This window comes from Acidovorax sp. Leaf78 (genome assembly GCF_001422735.1).
GTDB lineage: Bacteria > Pseudomonadota > Gammaproteobacteria > Burkholderiales > Burkholderiaceae_C > Acidovorax.
Map to the genome: position 1 here is coordinate 195,054 of NZ_LMLZ01000012.1, position 20,339 is coordinate 215,392.

At 69.2% G+C, this 20,339-nt stretch carries 17 protein-coding genes and 1 pseudogene; 10 read left to right on the forward strand and 8 right to left on the reverse strand.

Features of this window, described 5'->3' with window-relative positions; all coding sequences use genetic code 11:
* Window positions 1–85: 85 nt before the first annotated feature.
* From purD to rng, 6 genes are all read left to right on the forward strand, one after another.
* Window positions 86–1,366, forward strand: a complete 1,281-nt coding sequence (gene purD / locus ASF16_RS09355; protein WP_056165593.1) for a phosphoribosylamine--glycine ligase — start codon at window positions 86–88, stop codon at window positions 1,364–1,366.
* Complete coding sequence (gene hemF, locus ASF16_RS09360; RefSeq protein ID WP_056165595.1) at window positions 1,366–2,346, forward strand: oxygen-dependent coproporphyrinogen oxidase; 981 nt, start codon at window positions 1,366–1,368, stop codon at window positions 2,344–2,346. The genes purD and hemF overlap by 1 nt, the downstream gene beginning before the upstream one ends.
* 216 nt (window positions 2,347–2,562) lie before the next feature.
* Window positions 2,563–3,510, forward strand: coding sequence for a ribosome silencing factor (gene rsfS, locus ASF16_RS09365; RefSeq protein WP_056165597.1), 948 nt, complete (start codon window positions 2,563–2,565; stop codon window positions 3,508–3,510).
* Window positions 3,511–3,565: 55 nt separating this feature from the next.
* Window positions 3,566–4,033, forward strand: a complete 468-nt coding sequence (gene rlmH / locus ASF16_RS09370; RefSeq protein ID WP_056165599.1) for a 23S rRNA (pseudouridine(1915)-N(3))-methyltransferase RlmH — start codon at window positions 3,566–3,568, stop codon at window positions 4,031–4,033.
* Window positions 4,034–4,137: 104 nt separating this feature from the next.
* On the forward strand, window positions 4,138–4,752 hold the full coding sequence (locus ASF16_RS09375; protein WP_056165602.1) for a nucleoside triphosphate pyrophosphatase: 615 nt from the start codon (window positions 4,138–4,140) through the stop codon (window positions 4,750–4,752).
* A 175-nt stretch (window positions 4,753–4,927) separates the two neighbouring features.
* Window positions 4,928–6,415 (forward strand): ribonuclease G, encoded by a 1,488-nt coding sequence (gene rng, locus ASF16_RS09380; protein ID WP_056165604.1) that lies wholly within the window; start codon window positions 4,928–4,930, stop codon window positions 6,413–6,415.
* Between the two features lie 170 nt (window positions 6,416–6,585).
* On the opposite strand, the gene ASF16_RS09385 is transcribed toward rng, so the two are convergent.
* Window positions 6,586–7,194, reverse strand: a complete 609-nt coding sequence (locus ASF16_RS09385) for a glutathione S-transferase family protein (protein WP_056165607.1) — start codon at window positions 7,192–7,194, stop codon at window positions 6,586–6,588.
* A gap of 97 nt (window positions 7,195–7,291) precedes the next feature.
* Between ASF16_RS09385 and ASF16_RS09390 the strand changes: the two genes are divergently transcribed.
* Complete coding sequence (locus tag ASF16_RS09390) at window positions 7,292–8,263, forward strand: YafY family protein (protein WP_056165608.1); 972 nt, start codon at window positions 7,292–7,294, stop codon at window positions 8,261–8,263.
* A gap of 52 nt (window positions 8,264–8,315) precedes the next feature.
* On the opposite strand, the gene ASF16_RS09395 is transcribed toward ASF16_RS09390, so the two are convergent.
* From ASF16_RS09395 to kdpF, 7 genes are read right to left on the reverse strand one after another with little or no spacing between them, the layout of a single operon-like run.
* Entirely contained in the window at window positions 8,316–9,035 is a 720-nt protein-coding gene (locus ASF16_RS09395) for a response regulator (RefSeq protein ID WP_056165610.1), read from the reverse strand.
* 10 nt (window positions 9,036–9,045) lie between these two features.
* Window positions 9,046–11,847: a DUF4118 domain-containing protein gene (locus tag ASF16_RS09400; protein WP_056165612.1), complete on the reverse strand. Its 2,802-nt coding sequence runs from the start codon at window positions 11,845–11,847 to the stop codon at window positions 9,046–9,048.
* A complete protein-coding gene (locus ASF16_RS09405; RefSeq protein ID WP_056165614.1) occupies window positions 11,825–12,034 on the reverse strand; it encodes a hypothetical protein in 210 nt (69 codons plus the stop codon). Before ASF16_RS09405 ends, ASF16_RS09400 begins: the two co-directional genes overlap by 23 nt.
* Complete coding sequence (gene kdpC, locus ASF16_RS09410; protein ID WP_082516821.1) at window positions 12,031–12,744, reverse strand: potassium-transporting ATPase subunit KdpC; 714 nt, start codon at window positions 12,742–12,744, stop codon at window positions 12,031–12,033. The genes ASF16_RS09405 and kdpC overlap by 4 nt, the downstream gene beginning before the upstream one ends.
* A 32-nt stretch (window positions 12,745–12,776) precedes the next feature.
* Window positions 12,777–14,843 (reverse strand): potassium-transporting ATPase subunit KdpB, encoded by a 2,067-nt coding sequence (gene kdpB / locus ASF16_RS09415; RefSeq protein WP_056165616.1) that lies wholly within the window; start codon window positions 14,841–14,843, stop codon window positions 12,777–12,779.
* 28 nt (window positions 14,844–14,871) lie between these two features.
* Window positions 14,872–16,665, reverse strand: coding sequence for a potassium-transporting ATPase subunit KdpA (kdpA, locus tag ASF16_RS09420; RefSeq protein WP_056165618.1), 1,794 nt, complete (start codon window positions 16,663–16,665; stop codon window positions 14,872–14,874).
* Window positions 16,662–16,760, reverse strand: coding sequence for a K(+)-transporting ATPase subunit F (kdpF, locus tag ASF16_RS09425; RefSeq protein WP_235507310.1), 99 nt, complete (start codon window positions 16,758–16,760; stop codon window positions 16,662–16,664). The genes kdpA and kdpF overlap by 4 nt, the downstream gene beginning before the upstream one ends.
* 487 nt (window positions 16,761–17,247) lie before the next feature.
* On the opposite strand from kdpF, the pseudogene ASF16_RS09430 reads away from it, so the two are divergent.
* From ASF16_RS09430 to ASF16_RS09440, 3 genes and pseudogenes are all read left to right on the forward strand, one after another.
* A pseudogene (locus tag ASF16_RS09430) lies at window positions 17,248–18,221 on the forward strand (quinone oxidoreductase).
* An 88-nt stretch (window positions 18,222–18,309) separates the two neighbouring features.
* Window positions 18,310–19,263 carry a LysR family transcriptional regulator gene (locus ASF16_RS09435; protein WP_056165620.1) on the forward strand — a complete coding sequence of 318 codons (954 nt, stop codon included), beginning with the start codon at window positions 18,310–18,312 and terminating at the stop codon, window positions 19,261–19,263.
* 157 nt (window positions 19,264–19,420) lie between these two features.
* Window positions 19,421–20,272: a DMT family transporter gene (locus ASF16_RS09440; RefSeq protein WP_056166468.1), complete on the forward strand. Its 852-nt coding sequence runs from the start codon at window positions 19,421–19,423 to the stop codon at window positions 20,270–20,272.
* Window positions 20,273–20,339 lie beyond the last annotated feature (67 nt).

Sequence of the window (20,339 nt, forward strand, 5' to 3'; positions counted from 1 at the left end):
AGAATTTTGAATAACTGCGATTGAGATGTTTTTCCCCGAACCCTGTCCGTGGCCCAGCGCTGCGCCAGAGGTTCACAAAGGTTCTATGAAAGTACTTGTGATTGGTGGCGGCGGCCGTGAACACGCAATGGCCTGGAAACTGGCCCAGTCCCCCAAGGTCACCAAGGTGTTCGTCGCGCCTGGCAATGGCGGCACTGCGCTCAACGCCAAGCTGGAGAACGTGGCCATCACCGACGTGCAGGCCCTGCGCGTCTGGGCGCAGGAGCAAAAGATCGCCCTCACGGTGGTCGGCCCCGAGGCGCCCCTGGCCGCTGGCGTGGTGGATGAATTCCGCGCGCATGGCCTCAAGATCTTCGGCCCCACGCAGGCGGCCGCCCAGCTCGAAAGCTCCAAGGCCTTCAGCAAGGCCTTCATGCGCCGCCATGGCATCCCCACGGCCGACTACGACACATTCACCGACCCGGCAGCCGCCCACGCCTTCGTGGACCGCCTGGGCGCGCCCATCGTCATCAAGGCCGACGGCCTGGCGGCGGGCAAGGGCGTGGTCGTGGCCATGACGCTGCAAGAGGCCCATGACGCGGTGGACTTCATGCTGGTGGACAACAAGTACGGCGTGCAGCACAACGAGGGCGGGGCGCGCGTGGTGATCGAAGAGTTCCTCGAAGGCGAAGAAGCGTCCTTCATCGTGCTGTGCGACGGCAAGAACGTGCTGGCGCTGGCCACCAGCCAGGACCACAAACGCCTGAAAGACGGCGACGAAGGCCCCAACACCGGCGGCATGGGTGCGTATTCGCCCGCGCCCGTGGTGACGGCCGACGTGCACGCCCGCGCCATGCGCGAGATCATCCTGCCTACCATCCGCGGCATGGAAAAGGACGGCATCCCGTACACCGGCTTTTTGTATGCCGGGCTGATGATCGACGCCAAGGGCCACCCCAAGACGCTCGAATTCAACTGCCGCATGGGCGACCCCGAAACCCAGCCCATCCTGATGCGCCTCAAAAGCGATTTCAGCGACGTGATGGCCGCTGCGGCCGACGGCAAGCTCGAACAGATGGAGCTGCAGTGGGACCGCCGCACCGCGTTGGGTGTGGTCATGGCCGCCCACGGCTACCCTGAAAACCCGCGCAAGGGCGACGCCATCACCGGCCTGCCGCAGGACGCGGACGATGCGGTGGTGTTCCATGCCGGCACGCAGCTGCAGGACGGCGTGGTCAGCGTGACCGGCGGCCGGGTGCTGTGCGTCACGGTGCTGGCCGACAGTGTCAAGCAGGCGCAGCAGCGGGCGTACGACGTGGCGCGCGGCATCCAGTTCGACGGCGCGCAGTACCGCCGCGACATCGGCTTCCGGGCGCTGAAGAGCTGATGGCGGGCGCACAAAGCCTGAACACGGTCGATACGGTAGAGCAGGTGCGCGGTTACCTGCAGGGCCTGCAGGCCCGCATCACCGCTGCGCTGGAGGCCGTGGAAGGCGCGCAGGAGCAGGGCGGCGCGCGCTTCCTGGCCGACGCCTGGCGCAAGGCACCCGGCGAGCCGCTGCAGGGCGACGGCATCACCAAAATCCTGGAGAACGGCCGCGTGTTCGAGCGCGCGGGCTGCGGCTTCAGCCACGTGCGCGGCCCGCAGCTGCCGCCGTCGGCCACGCAGCACCGGCCCGAGCTGGCCGGCGCGCCGTTCGAGGCCATGGGCGTGTCGCTGGTGTTCCACCCCCGCAACCCATATGTGCCCACGGTGCACATGAACGTGCGCATGATCGCTGCCGGCCACCCGGGCCAGGCGCCGACCTGCTGGTTCGGCGGGGGCATGGACCTGACGCCGTACTACGGCTTCGAGGACGACGCGGTGCACTTTCACCGCACCTGCCGCGACGCGCTGGCGCCCTTTGGTGACGACAAGTACCCGCGCTTCAAAGCGTGGTGCGACGAGTATTTCTACCTCAAGCACCGCAGCGAGCAGCGCGGCGTGGGCGGGGTGTTCTACGACGACTTCTCCGAGCTGGGCTTCGCGCAAAGCCTGGCCATGACGCAGTCGGTGGGCGACGCCTTCCTGTCGGCCTACCTGCCCATCGTCGAGCAGCGCCAGCACATGCCCTACGGCGAGCGCGAGCGGGACTTTCAACTCTACCGCCGCGGCCGGTATGTCGAGTTCAACCTGGTGTGGGACCGGGGCACGCATTTCGGCCTGCAGTCCGGCGGGCGCACCGAGTCCATCCTGCTGTCGATGCCGCCGCTGGTGGCCTGGTCGTACCAGCGCTCGGACGCCGCCGACTCTGCCGAAGCGCAGCTGGCGCAGCGGTTCCTGGTGCGGCGCGACTGGCTGGGCAGCGGGGCGCAGGCAGGTGCCTGACGCCCGGAAGATGGTGCTGAAGATGGCCCGAAAGGCGCGAAAGCTATAATTTCAATAGCTGTGTGCGCTTTTCGCAAAAGCGCCAGAGGCCAAAAACACCGCGAACTGCCGCAGCGCCCCGGCGCGACACCGGCGCAACACCCAAGGCGCAGCCCCACTGGCTGTGCGCCGCGTTGCACGCTATATTGATTCCATTCCCTCTCTATTCACCACCTGATGACCACCTCCACCAAATCGGAATCCGCCGCCAAGAAAGACGTTACCAAGCTCCAGCGCGCCATCGTCGATGGGCTGGAGGACGTCAAGGCGCAAGACATCCAGGTCTTCAACACCGAGAATCTCTCGCCGCTGTTTGAACGGGTGATCGTGGCATCGGGCACCTCCAACCGCCAGACCAAGGCGCTGGCCGCCAGCGTGCGCGACGCGGTGAAGGAAGCGGGCTTTTCCAAGCCCCGCATCGAAGGCGAAGACAACGGCGAATGGATCATCGTCGACTGCGGCCCGGCCGTGGCGCACATCATGCAGCCCGCCATCCGCCAGTACTACCGCCTGGAAGAACTGTGGGGCGAAACCCCCGTGCGCCTGAAGCTGGGGGCCGCCAAGCCGGTGTCCAGCGCCGCCGCCGATCTGGCCGAAAAGAAGTCGGCCCAGAAGGCCGCCAAGTCGGGTGCCAAGGCCGCTGCGAAGGCTCCGGCCAAGAAGGCTGCTGCAGCTCCGACTGTGGCTGCACGCTCCGGCAAGGCCACCGTGAAGGCCGTGGCCAAGACGGCGGCCAAGACCGCCCCCGCAGCGCCCGCCAAGTCGGCATCTTCCAAGCCATCTGCCAAGCCATCGGCAAGGCCTGCCGCCAAGACCAGCGCAGCCAAGCCCGCAGCCCGCGCCGGCAGCAAGCCAGCGGCCAAGACCACCCCAACCAAGACCACCGCCAAGACCACAGGCAGCACCGCAGCCGCCAAGAAGCCATCGGCCCCCAAGACCCCGATCAAGACCGTGGTCGTGAAGCCGGGCGGCGCCAAGAAGCCCGCAGCCGCCAAGTCGACCGGCGCCAAGGGTGCCGCAGCACCCGCACGCGGCGCCCCCCGGTCTGCCGCCGGCGCCCCGGCCAGGGCAGGCGCCAAGCCCGCAGCCAAGAAGTCCCCTTCGCGCAGCGGCGGCCGGGCTTGATGGCCCTGCAGCACGGCTGAGCTGACGGGCGCAACCCTTTTCGGTAACGCATTCCATGAGACTGCTGATCGTGGCGGTGGGCCAGCGCGTGCCCGACTGGGCGCAGACGGCCTACGACGACTATGCCAAGCGTTTCCCGCCCGAGCTCAAGGTGGAGCTCAAGGCCGTCAAGACCGAGCCGAGGGGCTCCAAGACGCTGGAGACGCTCTACGCCGCCGAGCGCGAGCGCATCGAGGCGGCCATTCCGCGCGGCACGCGCGTGGTGGCGCTGGACGAGCGCGGCACCAACCTCACCACCAAGGCGCTGGCCGAGCGGCTCAAGGGCTGGCAGCTGGGCGGTGACGACGTGGCGCTGGTCATCGGTGGCCCCGACGGGCTGGACCCGGCCTTCCGCCAGGGCGCGCACGAGCGCATCCGCCTGTCCGACCTGACCTTGCCCCACGCCATGGTGCGCGTGCTGCTCATCGAGCAGCTCTACCGTGCCTGGTCGGTGAACGCAGGCCACCCCTACCACCGCGAATGAGCAGGTTGGAGCGCACCATGGCCCTCCTGCCGTTTGCTATTGATGTGATAGCTGCCAGCGCTTGATGGATCAGCGCTGGGGCCGATTTTTGATCGAATCCGTTCATGCCTGACTTCCTCTACCTCGCCTCCCAGAGCCCGCGCCGGCGCCAGCTGCTCGAACAGCTGGGCGTGCGCCATGAACTGCTGCTGCCCAATGTCGATGGCGACGAGCCCGAGGACGCCGAAGCCATCGAGGCCGTGCTGCCCGGCGAGGCGCCCACGGCCTATGTCGAGCGCGTGACCGGCCTCAAGCTCGACGCTGCCGTGGCGCGGCGCGCACGGCGCCAGCTGCCCGATGCGCCCATCCTGTGCTCCGACACCACCGTGGCCCTGGGCCGCACCATCTACGGCAAGCCCGACGACGCCGCGCACGCCGCGCGCATGCTGGCCGAGCTGGCGGGGCACGAGCACCGCGTGCTCACGGCCGTGGCGCTGCAGGTGGGCACCAAGCGGCTTGCGGCGCTGTCGGTGTCGCGCGTCACCTTCGCGCCCATGACGGCGGCGCAGATCAATGCCTATGTGGCCACCGGCGAGCCGCTGGGCAAGGCCGGCGCGTACGGCATCCAGGGCCGCGCGGCCGCGTATGTGGAACACCTGGCAGGGAGTTATTCGGGCATCATGGGGCTGCCCATGTACGAGACGGCGCAACTGCTGCGCGCAGCCGGTTTTGCCGTCTAGTGGCGCTTTGACGCACCCGGCAAACCCCCGCGTTTCTCCCGCCCCCTGAGCCCGCCCGACAGCTGTGGCCCCCACAAAGCCACCAGTGCTCGGCGGACCGGCAAAGACGTGATGGTGGGGGCGTGAACGGAGCCAAAGCCCGGCAGCGACCATAACCAAACATAACGACAACGCCATGCAACAAGACATCCTGATCAACTGGTCTCCCCAGGAAACCCGCGTGGCCATCGTGGAGCACGGCGCGGTGCAGGAGCTGCACATCGAGCGCACGCTGGAGCGCGGCCTGGTCGGCAACGTCTACCTGGGCAAGGTGTCGCGGGTGCTCCCGGGCATGCAGTCCGCCTTCATCGACATTGGCCTGGAGCGCGCGGCTTTTTTGCACGTGGCCGATGTGTGGCACCGTCAGCCCGACGGCGAGCCGCCAGCATTCGCCCGCAAGACCGAGCCGCAGATCCCGATCGAAAAGCAGGTGTTCGAGGGCCAGTCCCTCATGGTGCAGGTCATCAAGGACCCCATCGGCACCAAGGGCGCGCGCCTGTCCACGCAGATCAGCATCGCCGGGCGCCTGCTGGTGTTCCTGCCGCAGGACGACCACGTGGGCGTCTCGCAGAAGATCCCCGGCGCCGAGCGCGACGCGCTGCGCGCACGCCTGCAGGCGCTGGTGGGCGACAAGTCCACGGGCGGTGGCGGCGGGTTCATCCTGCGCACCAATGGCGAAGACTCCACCGACGAAGAACTGGCCGAAGACATCGCCTACCTGCGCAAGACCTGGGCGCGCATCAAGGAGGCATCGCTCAAGCTGCCCGCCATGTCGCTGCTGCACCAGGACCTGGACCTGCTGCAGCGCGTGCTGCGCGACTTGGTGGGCGACCACACGCAGACCATCCGCCTGGATTCGCTGGAGCAGTTCCAGCGCCTGCGCGCCTTCGGGCAGGAATTCATGCCCGCGGCCGCCCCCAAGCTGCAGCACTACAAGGGCGAGCGCCCCATCTTCGACCTGTACTCCATCGACGAAGAAGTCGCCAAGGCCCTGGGCCGGCGCGTGGACCTGAAGTCGGGCGGCTACCTCATCGTGGACCAGACCGAGGCGCTCACCACCATCGACGTGAACACCGGTGGCTACGTGGGTGCGCGCAACTTCGACGACACCATCTTCAAGACCAACCTGGAGGCGGCGCAGGCCATTGCGCGCCAGCTGCGGCTGCGCAACCTGGGCGGCATCATCATCGTGGACTTCATCGACATGGTGCAGGCCGGCCACCAGGACGCGGTGCTGACCGAGTTCAAGAAGCAGCTCTCGCGCGACCGGGTCAAGACCATGGCGGGCGGCTTCTCGCAACTGGGCCTGGTGGAGATGACGCGCAAGCGCACCCGCGAGTCGCTCGCCCACATGCTGTGCGAGCCCTGCGAAGCCTGCCAGGGCAAGGGCAGCGTGAAAACCGCGCGCAGCGTCTGCTACGACATCCTGCGCGAGATCCTGCGCGAAGCCCGCCAGTTCAACCCCCGCGAATTCCGCGTGGTCGCCTCGGCGCGCGTGGTGGAGCTGTTCCTGGACGAAGAGAGCCAGCACCTGGCCGGGCTGTCGGACTTCATCGGCAAGCCCATCTCCCTGCAGGCCGAGAGCGCGGTGGGGCAGGAGCAGTACGACATCGTGCTGCTGTAGCGCCGCTGCATCATCACAGGCCTGCGCAAACACTGACGGTCGGCGCTGCCACAGCGCTTCTTGAAAAAAGAGACCGTTCACACTGAGCGTGTCGAAGCGCCGCGCGACGCTTCGGCCAGTCTGTTGAACGGCTCGTCCCGGCGGATCGGCGGAGCGACCGCCAATCCGTCTTACGACTCGATCTGCATCGCCGGCCGCGCCTGCACCCGCGCCAGCCAGGCCTGCACGTGCGGGTGCTCACTCACCGGTGCGCCCAGAAACACGCTGTAGCCGAGCACCGAGCCGACGACCAGGTCCACCAGCGAGTAGTCGGCGCCCAGCATCCAGGGCTGCTTGGCCAGGCGCGCGTCCAGCACCGCCAGCAGGTCATTCAGGCCCGCCTTGGCGGCCTGCGCATGGATGTCGCTGTGCAAAGCCTCGTCGCCCCGCGTGGCCACATTCAGGCGCACCATCAAGGCGCCGTAGGTCACATACGACCATGCACACCACGACAGCGCCTGCAGCGCCTCGGGCGTGCCCGCCGCGGGCCACAGACCGCGCTCGATGCCAAAGCGGTGGCCCAGCCACATATGGATGGCCAGGGTCTCGAACATCGGGGCGCCGTCCACCGTCAGGGTGGGGACCTTGCCATTGGGATTGAGGGCCAGGTACTCCGGGCGGTGCTGTTCGCCGGTGCGGATGTCGACCTTCACGCGTTCATGCGGCACGCCCAGTTCGGCCAGGGCGCAGGCGATGGGGCTGGCGCTCGACATGGGGTGCCAGTAGAGAACGATGGACATGGGAAAACTCCTTGAGGTGGTTGTGGAAGAAAAGGTGTCTCCACTGTAGAAACCATTGCGGACAGTTTCGGTCCTCAATAAAAAGTACAGTGGCGCCATGCTGAGTTCATCGACGCGTCTTTTGCGGCTGCTTTCCCTGCTGCAGACCCGCACCCACTGGATGGGCCCCGAGCTGGCCGAGCGCCTGGAGGTGCACCCGCGCACCGTGCGGCGCGATGTGGACCGCCTGCGCCAGTTGGGCTACCCTGTGCATGCCAGCAGCGGCGTGGCGGGCGGCTACGCCTTCCGGGCCGGGCAGGCGCTGCCGCCCTTGCTGCTGGACGACGACGAGGCCCTGGCCGTGTCGATTGCGCTGCGCACCGCCACGGCGGGCGCGGTAGGCGGCATTGAAGAGCCTGCGCTGCGGGCGCTGGTCAAGCTGGAGCAGGCCATGCCTGCGCGCTTGCGCAAGCGGGTGGATGCGTTGCGCTCGGTCATCGTGCCGCTGGACCGCATCGGCCCGGTGGTCGAGGCCTCGGTGCTGGCCACGCTGGCGACCGCTTGCCGCGACCAGCTGCGCACCGCGTTCCACTACGAAGACGCCCAGGGCCGCAGCGCGCAGCGCAGCGTGGAGCCGCAGGGCGTGGTGCACACCGGCGAGCGCTGGTACCTGGTGGCCTGGGACTGCGTGCGGGGCGACTGGCGCACCTTCCGCATCGACCGCATCGTGGGCGACCCGCAGGTGGGCGCGCATTTCGCGCCGCGGGCATCGCCCGATGGCGGTGATCTGAAGGGCTATGTGGCGCGCTCCATCTCGGCACCGCCGCATGCCGAGCAGGCTCGCGTCGTGCTGCATGCGCCCTACGCCGTCATGTCACGCCGCATCCCGCAATTTGCGGGCGTGGTGACATCGCTGGAGGCGGGGCAACGCTGCCAGCTGGCCTGCGTTGCCAGCGACTCGCTGGTGTACTGGCTGATGGCACAGGATGTCGAATTCGAGGTGCTCGCGCCGGTCTCTTTGACGGAGCGGTTGCGGGTGGCCGGCGAGCGGGCCTTGCGGTGCACGGCTTCGCAGGCTGGCGGACGCTGAGCGATCCAGGCTGCCGAGCCCGCCTACAGGCCCGCTGCGGTCGCTACGGTCGCTACGGCACGAACCGGTACCCGATCCCCGCCTCGGTCACCAGGTGCCGGGGCATGGACGCGTTGTCTTCCACCTTCTTGCGCAGGTTGGCCAGGTGCACGCGCACGTAGTGCGTGTCCTCGGCGTGGCCGGGGCCCCACACGGCCTTGAGCAGCTGCTGGTGGGTGATGACGCGGTCGGGCTGGGACGCCAGGTGCGTGAGCAGCTTGTATTCGATGGGCGTGAGGTGCAGGGCTTCTGCGCCGGTTTCGCCGATGTCGCCGGTGCGCCGCTCGACTGTGCGGCGGACCAGATCGACCGTGATGTCGCCGAAAGTGATGAGTGGTTGGGCCGCTGCGCCCGCAGGCGTCTGCCTGCGCCGCAGTTGGGCGCGCACGCGGGCCGTGAGCTCGCCGGAGCCGAAGGGCTTGACGAGATAGTCGTCCGCCCCCGCGTCGAGCGCGGCGATCTTGCTCGCCTCGGCGCTGCGGGCCGACAGGACGATGATCGGCATGGTCGACCAGGTGCGCAGTTCGCGGATCAGGTCGACGCCGTCGCCGTCGGGCAGGCCCAGGTCCATCACCACCAGGTCGGGGCGGCGCGTGCCGGCCTCGATCAGGCCGCGCTGCAGGGTGGCGGCCTCGTGCACGGTGTGGCCTTCGGTCTCGAGCGTCAGCCGCACGAAGCGGCGGATGTCGGCTTCGTCTTCGACGATGAGGATGTGGGTGGCCAGCTCGGTCATGGTGAGTGCGTCAATGGGGCAGTGGGGCGGGGTCGGATGCACCGGCGGTGGTCGGTTCGGCCTGGGCCGCCGCGTCATCGGCACCGGTCTCGTCGCTGCCATTGTCGGACGGTGGCGTGCCCAGCGGCAGGGTGATGGTAAAGCGCGCGCCCGCGGCCAGGCCGCCTGCCGCATCCATCACCGTGTCGCCATGGATGGTGCCGCCGTGCGCCTGCACGATGGCGCGGCAGATGGCCAGTCCCAGGCCGACGCCGGGGGTGGCGCTTTCGCGGCTGCCGCGTTCGAACTTCTCGAACAGCAGTTCTTCCCGGCCGCGCGGCAGGCCCGGGCCCTGGTCGGTGATGGTCAGGGCCGCGGTATCGCTGTGCGCCTGGGCGCCGATGGTGATGGCGGAGCCGGGTGGCGTGTACTTGGCAGCGTTTTCCAGCAGGTTCACCAGCACCCGCTCCATCAGTACGGCGTCGAGGTGCAGCAGGGGCAGGTCGGGCGCCAATTGCACCTGCACCGGCCGGCCTGCGAGGGACGGGCCCACGGCGGCCAGGGCGCTGCCCACGGTTTCTTCCAGCGGCTGCCAGGCCTTGTTGAGCTGCACCGCGCCGGCCTCCAGGCGGGCCATGTCCAGCAGGTTGTTGACCAGCGCGTTCATGCGCTGGGCGGACTGGCCGATGGCCTGGGCCACCCCCTGCTGCGCGGCGGGCAGCGGCGGCTGCAGCATGCCCAGCGTGTCGGCCAAGCCGACCAGCGAGGCCAGCGGCGTGCGCAGGTCGTGCGAGATGGCGGACAGCAGCGAGTTGCGCAGCCGCTCCGACTCGATCTGCACCGTGCTCTTCTGCGCCACGTCGATGTAGTGGATGCGTTCGAGCGAGATGGCCAGCAGCGAGGCGCAGGTCTCCAGCAGGCGACGCTGCTCGGTGCCCAGGGCCTGCCCGTCGGGCGGCGCCACCACCAGCACGCCGCGAACGCGCATGGGGGCCTTCAGGGGCAGCACCAGCGTGGGGCCCGAGGGCAGGGTGTTGGTGCCCCGGCCCGCGGGCTCGCCGCGTTCGAAGGCCCACTGCGCCACGCCCAGGTCCACCGGCGCGGTGGCGCCGGGCAGGGTCTGCAGGTGGTTGTCGTCGTCGGCCGCCAGCAGTGCCGAGCCCGCGCCGAATTCGCCCACCAGGAAGCGCGCGCCGATCTCGGCCACCTGCTCGGGCAGCAGCGCGGCCGACAGGTCCCGCGCCATGTCGTAGAGGCTGCGCACGCGGTGTTCGCGCCGCGTGGCGGCTTCGGCCTGCACCTTGAGCCCGGCGGTGAGCTGCCCAACCACCAGGGCCACGACCAGCATCACTGCAAAGGTGACCAGGTACTGCGCATCGCTGACCGCCAGGTTGAAGCGCGGCGGCACGAAGAAGAAGTCGAAGAACGCCACGCCCAGAAAGGCCGCCAGCACCGCCGGGCCGCGCCCGTAGACCAGGGCCACGCCCACCACCACCAGCAGGAAGAGCATGACGATGTTGGTCAGCTCCAGCACTTCGACCAGCGGGGTCACCAGCAGTGCGGTGACGCCGCAGATCAGCGCCGCGGCGATGTAGCCCGGCCATGACCAGCGGTGGCTGGCGGTGTCGTCCGACGCCAGCGCTGCAGCGGCCGGGCGCTGGCGGGCTGAGGGGCCGGCGTCGCCCACCTGCAGCAGGTCCAGGTCGCTGGCCTGCTGGGCGATCTGCTCGGCCATGGTGCTCTGCCAGGGCCAGCGCTTGGCGGACCGGCCCACCACCAGCCGTGCCAGGTTGTGCTCGCGCGCGTGGCGCACCAGTGCGAGCGCGGCCTCGGGCGCCGACAGCGCATAGGTGCTCGCGCCCAGCTCCTGCGCCAGCTTCAGGGTGCGCTCCACCCGGGGCTGGACGGTGGCGCTGTGTTTTTGCAGGGCGGGTGTCTCGACGTGGACGGCATGCCAGGGCAGCTCCAGCTGGGCGGCCAGGCGGGCGCAGCTGCGCACCACTTTCTCACCGCCTTCGCCGGGGCCCACGCAGGCGAGCAGTGCCTCGCGGTTGGGCCACACGGGGGTGAAGGTGGCGGTGCGTGCGGCGCTGGCGCGGCGGTAGGCGCGCATTTCGTCGTCCACCCGGTCGGCCGTGCGGCGCAGGGCCAGCTCGCGCAGCGCGAGCAGGTTGCCTTTGCGAAAGAAGTGGCCGGCTGCGCGCTCGGCCTGCTGGGGCAGGTAGACCTTGCCGGCTTTGAGGCGCGCCAGCAGCTCGTCGGGCGGCAGGTCCACCACCACGACTTCGTCGGCGTCGTCGAAGAACTTGTCAGGCACGGTCTCCCACACGCGGATGCCGGTGATGCCGTTGACGATGTCGTTCAGGCTCTCCAGGTGCTGCACGTTCATCGTGGACCACACGTCGATGCCCGAGGCCAGCAGCTCCTGGGCGTCCTGCCAGCGCTTGGGGTGGCGCGATCCGGGTGCGTTGCTGTGCGCCAGCTCGTCCAGCAGCACCAGGCCGTCGGGGTGCTGCGCGCCCCAGGCCAGGGCGGCATCCAGGTCGAACTCGGGCAGCGTGCGGTCGCGGTACGGCATCTGGCGCAGCGGCAGGCGCTGCAGGGTCTGCGCCTGGGCCTCGGTGTCGGTGCGGCCGTGTGTTTCGACCACGCCGACGATGACGGGCAGGCCCTGCGCCTGGGCGGCGCGGGCGGCCGACAGCATGGCGTAGGTCTTGCCCACGCCCGCACAGGCGCCAAAGAAGATCTTGAGCCGGCCCCGGTGGGCCTGCGCGTCTTCGCTGTGCATCTGCTGGAGCAGGGCGTCGGGATCAGGGCGGATTGCGTCGTGCATGCCGGTCCAGGGGGTGGGCAAAGTCGTTGGCGTGGTGGCGGTGGGGCAGTGCTGCATTGTCGTGCAGCGACGGGGTTGCCGGCGGGGTAGCGGGCGCCGCGCGCTGCCGAGTCAGCAGCCAGGCCAGCAGCATCGGCACGGCGATCACCAGCACGGCCAGCAGCAGGGCCGTCAGCATGTCGGTCATGGCTTGCTGGTGGTGGTGGCTGCGGCTGCGGTGGGCGCGAGGGCGTCCAGCGCCAGGTTGAGCTGCAGCACGTTCACGCGCGGCTCGCCCAGAAAGCCACCCCAGGTGCGTTCGGTGTGCTGCTCGACCAGTTGCTGCACGCGGTCGGCGGGCAGCCCGCGTTCACGCGCCACGCGGCCTGCCTGGTAGAGCGCTGCGGCCGCGCTGATGTGTGGGTCGAGCCCGCTGGCCGACGTGGTGACGAGGTCGGCGGGCACCGGTGCGGTGTTGCCGGGGTCGGCTGCGCGCAGGGCCGCCACGCGCTGCTGCACCGCTTCGGTCAAGGCCGGGTTGGTGGGCGCGAGGTTCGAGCCGCCCGAGGCCGCTGCGTTGTACGGCATGGGCGCCGTGGCCGACGGGCGGCCCCAGAAGTGCCCCGGTGCGGTGAACGACTGCCCGATGAGTTCGGAGCCCACGGCCTGGCCGTTGCGCACGATGAGGCTGCCGTTGGCCTGTTGAGGAAACGCGGCCTGCGCCACGCCGGTGACGGCCAGCGGGTACAGCAGCCCGGTGACGACCGAGAGGGTGATGAACAGCACCAGGGCAGGCCGCAGCAGCCCAGATGACGGGGTTGCCGGGGCGGCGCTGCGTGCGGCAGAGGCGGCGGTGGATGCAGTATGGGATGCTGTATGGGATGCAGTAGTGAATGCAGTGGTGGATGCGGTGGTCATGAGGGTATCTCCAGAAGATGGGTGGCAGGGGCTCAAACCATGCCGACGGCAGCCAGCACCATGTCGATGGCCTTGATGCCGATGAAGGGCACGACCACGCCGCCCAGGCCGTACAGGGCCAGGTTGCGGCGCAGCAGCGCGGCGGCGCCCACGGCGCGGTAGCGCACGCCCTTGAGGGCCAGCGGGATCAGGAACACGATGACCAGGGCGTTGAAGACCACCGCCGACAGGATGGCCGAGCTGGGGCTCGCCAACTGCATGAAGTTGAGCGCCGACAGCTGCGGGTAGGTGGTGACGAAGGCCGCCGGGATGATGGCGAAGTACTTGGCGATGTCGTTGGCGATGCTGAAGGTGGTCAGCGAGCCGCGCGTCATCAGCATCTGCTTGCCGGTCTCCACGATCTCGATGAGCTTGGTGGGGTTGCTGTCCAGGTCCACCATGTTGCCGGCCTCCTTGGCGGCCTGGGTGCCGGTGTTCATCGCCACGGCCACGTCGGCCTGGGCCAGGGCGGGCGCGTCGTTGGTGCCGTCGCCGGTCATGGCCACCAGCTGCCCGGCGGCCTGGTAGCTGCGGATGAGCTGCAGTTTCGCTTCGGGCGTGGCCTCGGCCAGGAAGTCGTCCACGCCGGCCTCGGCGGCAATGGCGGCGGCCGTCAGGCGGTTGTCGCCGGTCACCATCACGGTCTTGATGCCCATGCGGCGCAGTTCGGCAAAGCGCTCCTTGATGCCGCCCTTCACCACGTCCTTGAGCTCCACCACGCCCAGCACATGGGCGCCGTCGGCCACCACCAGGGGCGTGCTGCCGCGGCGCGATACGTCGTCTACCGCGGTCTGCACGGCGGTGGGGAAGCGCCCGCCAAGGGCCTCCACATGCTTGCGGATGGCGTCGGCCGCGCCCTTGCGCAGCAGGCGCGGGCCGGGCAGATCGACTCCGCTCATGCGGGTTTGCGCGGTGAAGTGCACGAACTGTGCGCCCAGGGCTTCGATGTCGCGCTCGCGCAGGTTGAACTTCTGCTTGGCCAGCACCACGATGCTGCGGCCCTCGGGCGTTTCGTCGGCCAGCGAGGCGAGCTGGGCAGCGTCGGCCAGGCCCGCATCGGTCACGCCGGGGGCCGAGATGAACTGGCTGGCCTGGCGGTTGCCCAGGGTGATGGTGCCGGTCTTGTCCAGCAGCAGCACGTCCACGTCGCCTGCGGCCTCCACCGCGCGGCCGGAGGTTGCGATCACGTTGGCCTGCATCATGCGGCTCATGCCCGCCACGCCGATGGCGCTGAGCAGGCCGGCGATGGTGGTGGGGATCAGGCACACCAGCAGCGCCACCAGCACCACCAGGCCCACGGGCTGGCCCTGGCCGGTGGCGGCCACGCCGAAGATGGAGAACGGCAGCAGCGTGGCCACCACGCCCAGGAACACGATGGTCAGCGCCACCAGCAGGATGGTCAGCGCGATCTCGTTGGGCGTCTTCTGGCGCTTGGCGTTTTCGACCATGGCGATCATGCGGTCGACAAAGGTCTCGCCCGGGTTCACGGCCACGCGCACCACGATCCAGTCGGACAGCACGCGGGTGCCGCCGGTCACGGCGCTGAAGTCGCCGCCCGATTCGCGGATCACCGGGGCGGATTCGCCGGTGATGGCGCTTTCGTCCACCGAGGCCACGCCGTCGATCACCTCGCCGTCGGCCGGCACGGTGTCGCCGGCCTCCACCAGCACGATGTCGCCCTTGCGCAGGTTGTCGGCTTCGAGCGGCAGCCACGTCATGTCGGTGCGCGGGGTGGTGCGGTCGAAGTGGCCTTCGAGCTTCTTGGCCCAGGTCTGCTTCTTCAGGCCGCGCAGCGACGCGGCCTGGGCCTTGCTGCGGCCCTCGGCCATGGCCTCTGCGAAGTTGGCGAACAGCACCGTGACCCACAGCCACAGTGCCACGGCGGCGGTGAAGGCCTGCGGCTGGCTGGCCGCCAGCGCGGTGGTGAAGGCGCTGCCCACATACACCACGAACATCACCGGATTGCGCCATTGCACGCGCGGGTCCAGCTTCTTGAAAGCCTCCAGCAGCGCGGGGCGCACCAGGGCGGGGTCCAACAGGGTCAATGTTGTGCGGCTCATGGCAGTTTCCTTTTTTCTTGTTGTCCGTTCAGCGAACCCACAGCGCCAGGTGCTCGGCCACGGGCCCCAGCGCCAGCGACGGCACGTAGTTCAAGAGGCCCACCAGCAGCACCACGCCGGCCAGCAGCGCCACGAAGAGCGGGCCGTGGGTGGGCAGGGTGCCGTCGGTGGCGGCGGTGCGCTTCTTGGCTGCCAGTGAGCCGGCCAGGGCCAGCACCGGCACGATCACGCCAAAGCGCCCGAGCCACATGGCCACGCCCAGCAGCGTGTTGTAGAACGGCGTGTTGGCAGACAGCCCGGCAAACGCGCTGCCGTTGTTGTTGGCGGCGGACGACAGGGCGTACAGCACCTCGGAGAAGCCGTGGGCGCCAGGGTTGGGGACGCCGGTGCGGCCGGCCTCGGTCATCACCGCCACGGCAGTGCCCAGCAGCACCAGCAGCGGGGTGACGAGGATGGCGATGGACACGAGCTTCATCTCGTGCGACTCGATCTTCTTGCCCAGGTATTCGGGCGTGCGGCCGATCATGAGCCCGGCGATGAACACCGCCATGATGGCGAACACCAGCATGCCGTACAGGCCCGAGCCCACACCGCCGAACACCACCTCGCCCATCTGCATCAGCGCCAGCGGCACCATGCCGCCCAGGGGCGTGAAGCTGTCGTGCATGGCGATCACCGCGCCGCAGCTGGCCGCCGTGGTGATGACGGCGAACAGGGCGGACGTCACGATGCCGAACCGCGTCTCCTTGCCTTCCATGTTGCCGCCCGCCTGCAGGCTGCTGGCCGCCTGGTCCACGCCCAGCGATGCCAGCAGCGGGTTGCCCTGCTGCTCGAACGTGGTGGTGGCGATCACGGCCACGACGAACAGCAGGCTCATGGTGGCCAGGATGGTCCAGCCCTGGCGCTCGTCGCCGACCATGCGGCCGAACACCAGGCACAGCGCCGCGGGGATCAGGAAGATCGCCAGCATCTGCAGCAGGTTGCTCGCGGCCGTGGGGTTCTCGAACGGGTGGGCCGAATTGGCGTTGAAGAAGCCGCCACCGTTGGTGCCCAGCATCTTGATCGCCAGCTGCGATGCCACGGGGCCCATGGCCAGCGTCTGCGTGGCCTGGGTGGCGGGCTCCGTCACGGCCGCACCCTGGGCGTCCAGCAGGGGCTGGCCGGCGGCGTCGACCTTGGGCGCCTCGTAGTTCAAGGGCTCGATCGTGTGCACCTCGGTGTAGGGCGACAGGTTCTGGATCACGCCCTGGCCGGCAAACACGACGGCCAGCACCAGCGACAGGGGCAGCAGCACCCACAGCGTGGCGCGGGTCAGGTCCACCCACACGTTGCCGATCCCTTGGGCTGAATGCCGCGCAAAGCCGCGCACCAGCGCCACCACCACCGCGATGCCGGTGGCGGCCGACAAAAAGTTCTGCACCGTGAGCGCGAGCATCTGCGTGAGGTAGCTCATGGTGCTCTCGCCGCCGTAGCCCTGCCAGTTGGTGTTGCTGACAAAGCTGATGGCGGTGTTGAAGGCCGAGTCCGGCGTGATCGCGCCCATGCCCTGGGGGTTGAGCGGCAGCACGCCCTGCAGGCGCTGCAGCGCATACACGGCCAGCAGGCCCAGGCCGTTGAACAGCAGCAGGCCGAGCGCATAGCGCAGCCAGCCGCTGTCCTCCGCAGGGTTCACGCCCGCCAGCTTGAACAGCGGCGATTCCAGCCGGCGCCCGAGCGCAAAGCGGCCGCTCATCACCGCATCGATGGCACGGGCCAGGGGCCATGCCAGTGCGAGCAGCAGTGCCATGAACACTGCCAGTTGAAGCCAGGCACCGGTGCTCATGAAAAGTCCTCCGGGCGCAGCAGCACTGCGACCAGGTACACCAGCAGCGCCAAGGCCAGCACGGCCGCGAGGATCATCCAGCCGCTCGTCATCATGACCGCCCCCCCTGACCGCGCGCCTGCAGCCGGGCACAGCCCCGGGCAAGCCCGTAGACCGCGAGCCACAGCAGGCCGCCAGCCACCATAAAAATCCAGTCCATGTCCTTCTCCTTGAAAGCCTTGCGGCATGCCTCCGATGCTAGGAATCGGCGCATCAAGATGCCCGCAAGAGTGCAGGGCGGGGTATCAAGAACGCATCAAGACGGAGGGTGCGGCGGCTGGGAGGGGCTACGGGTCGTTGTGAGTGTTTGCTATTAAAAATGTAGCTGCTGGCGCTTGCTGATCCAGCGGTAGGGACAGTTTTTATGCACAAATGGTGCTCGGCGCGAGAGTGTTAGGCGCCGCAGACCGCGCGCTCGCCCCGGCAGCCCCGTTGCTGCACCGCATGCACGGGTCAAATGCACCTGCCCGGATTGTTCGGCGCGGCACCCGAAATTACGCTTGCGGCATGGAACCCAACGACAAGGAAAAACCCATGCACCCCATGCACCAGATAGTGCGGATCGATGCCGCCGGCGGGCCCGACGCCCTACGGCTGGAGGTGGCGGAGCCCGAAGTGCCCGGCCCCGGCCTGGTGTGGCTCGCGCAGGCGGCCATCGGCGTGAACCCGCTGGACGTGAGCCAGCGCAAGGGTGCGGTGCCCATCGCGTTCCCGTCCGGCCTGGGGCTGGAGGGCGCTGGGCACGTGGTGGCCGTGGGGCCGGGGGTGGCGAATGTGGCGGTGGGCGACCGTGTGGCTACGCCACCGGGCCGCTGGGGGCCTATGCCAGCGCGCGCTTGTTCCCGGCCGAGCGGCTGGTCAGGCTGCCCGATGCGCTGGGGCTCGACGAGGCGGCGGTGGTGCTCTTCAAGGGCATCACGGCGCAGTATCTGCTCAAGACGACGTATCCGGTAGCACCAGGCTCGAAGGTGCTGATCTACGGGGCCGGCGGCGCACTGGGCCAGTTGATGTGCGCGTGGGCCCGTCACCTGGGCGCCTTTGTGATGGGCGTGGTCTCCCGGCCCGAGACCGTGGAGCGCGCCCGGGCGGCGGGCTGCGACGCGGTGTTCGTGTTCGACCCCGCCACGCTGGCGGGCCAGGTGCGCGAGGCCACCCACGGCAGCGGGGCCGACGTGGTGTACGACCCCATCGGTCGGGCCACGCTGGAAGCCTCGCTCGACAGCCTGCGTCCGCGCGGCCTGCTGGTGTCCTTTGGCGCCACCTCCGGCGTGCCTGCGCCCATCGAGGTGGGCACGCTCAATGCCAAGGGCTCGCTGTTCCTCACGCGCCCCTCGCTGGCCGCGCACACGGCCACGGCGGCGGAGTACCAGGAGCGCGCCCAGGACGTGCTGCACGCCGTGGCGGCCGGCATCATCACGCCGCGCATCTGGCGCCGCTACGCGCTGGCCGATGTGGGCACCGCGCACGCCGACCTGGAGCAGGGGCGCTCGCAAGGTGCGATCATCCTGGCTCCTTAGAACTTGCTCAAGATCTTTTCGGGGACCCTGAAAAGATCTTGAACAGGTTCTTAACCTCTTTGCTCCCCCATGGCGCTTTTGACACCCGATGGACCTGCCCGACAGCCAGCACGCCGATGAACTGGCCACCCTTCTTGCCCTGAGCGACGCGGGTTCGTTTGCGGCGGCGGGCCGCGCGCTGCAGCGCCACCCCTCGGTGCTGTCCAAGCGCCTGAACGCGCTGGAGCGCCGCCTGGGCGTGAGGCTGGTCGAGCGCACCACGCGCCAACTGCACCTGACGGACGCCGGCCAGCGCCTGGTAGAGAAGGTGCGCGAGGCGACGGATTTGATCGCACAGGCGGAGAAAGAAGCGGCCGACGGTGCAGCGCAGGTGCGCGGGCGGCTGCGCATATCGGTGCCTGCCGCCATGGGGCGGCGCCTGCTCAGCCCGATGGTGGCCGAGTTTGCGCTGGCCCATCCAGAGGTCACGCTGGAGCTGGAGTACGCCGACCGGCTGGTGGACATCGTGGGCGAACGCTTCGACGCCGCGGTCCGCATCGGCCAATTGGCCGACAGCCGGCTGGTGGCCACGCGGCTGTGCAGCCACCGCCGCATCATGGCGGCGGCACCGGCCTACCTGGCAAAGCACGGCACCCCGCAGCTGCCCGCAGACCTGGCGCAGCACAACTGCCTGGGCTTCACCGGCCTGCAGTCGTACCCGGAATGGCAGCTCACGCAGCCGGGCGCGAGCCACAGCGTGGTGGTGCGCGGCTCGCTGGTCAGCAACGACAATGAGGCGCTGCTTGCGGCTGCCCTGCTGGGCGTGGGCATCCTGGCGGGTGGCGACTGGTTGATCAACCCCGGCATCGCATCGGGCCAACTGGTGCAGGTGCTGCCGCAGTGGCAGCTCAATGCCGACGCGGGGATCTACCTGGTGCGGCCCTCGGCCCGGTTCAGCACGGCGGCGATGGCGGCCTTTCGCACGTGGGTCGTGGACTGGTTTGCGGCGCGGGCGGGCAAGGCCCTGGCTGAGGCGGACGCTGCCGTGGACGCGCTGCGGTGAACGGCCGTGCTGCTTTGCGGCGTTGCGTTATCGACTTTTTCTTCTTCCCTCGGGCGCAGATGCCGCCCTGTGCTTTTTCTTTCATTGATATTCCATGACCCAGGCCAAGCCCCAGCCCCAGCAGCATCCCGCCACACCCGGCACCCTCGACGCGTTTATGCCCTTGCTCTTCGTCGCGCTGTGGAGCACCGGCTTCATCGGCGCCAAGCTGGGGCTGCCGTATGTGGAGCCGCTCACCTTTCTGGCCATTCGTTTCGCAATCGTCGCCGTGCTGATGCTGGCGGTGGTGACGCTGGTGCGGGCTCCGTGGCCGCCGTCGGGCAGGGCGTGGCTGCACATCGGCGTGTCGGGCCTGCTGGTGCACGGGGTGTACCTGGGCGGGGTGTTCATCGCCATCGGCCACGGGCTGCCGTCGGGCATCACGGCGCTGGTGGTGGGGCTGCAGCCGCTGTTGACGGCGCTGGTGGCGGGTGCCCTGCTGGGCGAGAAGGTGCGGCCCGCGCAGTGGGCGGGCCTGGCCCTGGGGTTTACCGGCGTGGCGCTGGTGGTGGCCGGCAAGGTGGCCACGGTGCCTGGCGGCGCGCTGGTGGGCATGCTGCTGCCAGCGGTGGTGGCGCTGCTGGGCATCACGGCCGGCACGCTGTACCAAAAGCGCTTTTGCCCGGCGTTCGATTTGCGCACCGGCTCGGTCATCCAGTACCTGCCGTGCGTGGTGGCCATGGCGGTGCTGGCGTACGCGACGGAAACCATGGCCGTGCAGTGGAGCGGCGAGTTTCTCTTTGCGCTGGGCTGGCTGGTGCTGGTGCTGTCCCTGGGCGCCGTCAGTTTGCTGAATCTGCTGATCCGCCGCGGCGGCGCGGTGAACGTGGCCAGCCTGTTCTACCTGACCCCGCCCACGACCGCGCTGATCGCCTGGGCCGTGTTTGGAGAGACGCTCAGCGGCTGGGCGCTGGCGGGCATGGCGCTGGCGGCTGCGGGGGTGTGGCTGGCCAGGCAGACTGGCCGGTGAGGGGGCCGGCGCTGCCGGCACCTGCGGGTCTGTGCAGGTGTTTGCTATCTATTTGGTAGCTGCTGGC